The organism is Saccharothrix sp. NRRL B-16348 (assembly GCF_001280085.1).
GTDB lineage: Bacteria > Actinomycetota > Actinomycetes > Mycobacteriales > Pseudonocardiaceae > Actinosynnema.
On sequence record NZ_LGED01000055.1, the window covers coordinates 1 to 1,371 of the forward strand.

A 1,371-nucleotide genomic window follows, 5' to 3' on the forward strand; every position below is an offset into this window, starting at 1 on the left:
TACTCCAGCCGCAGTTCGTGATCATGTTCTGGTAGCTTGTCGATCTTGTGTTGGTCGATGAGGATGTCCAGGCGTGGATGACCGGCTTGGACGAGTTGTTCGGGCGGGTGGCCGGCCGGTTCCTGCGGGCGGAGCCGCGGCGTCGGGCTCGGGCGTATGTGCGGGGTCTGTTGGCGCCGATCGCGGGCAAGAACGGCTGGACATTGGCCGAAGTGGCCGGTGAGGCGACGCCGGACGGGATGCAGCGGTTGCTCAACGCCGCGACATGGGACGTCGACGGGGTCCGCGACGACGCCCGCGACTATGCCGTGGAGCACCTGGCCGACGGCGAGGGCGTGCTGGTGGTGGACGAGACCGGATTCCTGAAGAAAGGCGACAAGTCGGCCGGGGTGCAACGGCAGTACTCCGGCACCGCCGGACGGATCGAGAACTGCCAACTCGGCGTGTTTCTCGCTTACACCACAAGCAAAGGCCGCACGCTGATCGACCGGGAGCTGTACCTGCCCAAGTCCTGGGACGCCGACCGGGAACGGTGTCGGGAGGCGGCGGTGCCCGACACCGTGGAGTTCGCGACCAAGCCCGTGCTCGCCCGCGCGATGCTGGCCCGGGCACTGGACGCCGGCGTGCCGGCCCGCTGGGTGACCGCGGACGAAGCCTACGGCGGCGACTCGAAATTCCGGGCCTGGCTGGAAGATCGACGTATCGGCTACGTGGTCGCCGTGCCGAGCAGCCAGACCATTCCCGCCACCGCGGGCGCCACCCGCGCCGACTTCCTGACCGCCGACGCCCCACCGGCGGCGTGGAAGCGCCGCAGTTGCGGCCAGGGCGCCAAGGGGCAGCGCCTGTTCGACTGGGCGGTGGCCTCGTTACCCGTCTACGACGACACCACACCGCCGGGCTGGCGTCGGTGGCTGTTGATCCGCCGGTCCCTGACGCCCAATCGTCGTGGCGAGTACGAGTTGGCCTACTACCTGTGTTGCGCCCCAACGGGAACCACCGACGACGACCTGATCCGCGTGGCCGGTGCCCGCTGGGCGGTCGAGGACTGTTTCCAGACCGCCAAGACCGAGGTAGGCCTGGACCAGTACCAGGTCCGCCGCTACGACGCCTGGTACCGCCACATCACCCTGGCCATGCTCGCCCACACCTACCTCGCCGTCACCGCCGCCATCGCCCCAAAAGCCCTGGCAGCGGCCTCATCCCGGTCACCCTCGGCGAGGTCAGGCGTCTCCTGGCACACCTGATCACCACCATTCCCGACCGCGCCCACACCTGGAGCTGGTCCCACTGGCGCAGACGCCACCAACACCGCGCCAAACAAGCCCACTACCAGCGAAGACAGACACAACATCACGAACTGCGGCTGGAGTA

Annotated in this window: 1 protein-coding gene; it reads left to right on the forward strand. The window is 68.4% G+C overall.

Features of this window, described 5'->3' with window-relative positions; translation table 11 throughout:
* Positions 1-77 precede the first annotated feature (77 nt).
* Positions 78-1,244, forward strand: coding sequence for an IS701 family transposase (locus tag ADK67_RS08120; protein ID WP_053715777.1), 1,167 nt, complete (start codon positions 78-80; stop codon positions 1,242-1,244).
* Positions 1,245-1,371: the final 127 nt, after the last annotated feature.

Bases quoted from the DNA above. Each gene is read 5' to 3' on its own strand.
- ADK67_RS08120 (WP_053715777.1), top strand. From the start codon at position 78: ATGACCGGCTTGGACGAGTTGTTCGGGCGGGTGGCCGGCCGGTTCCTG.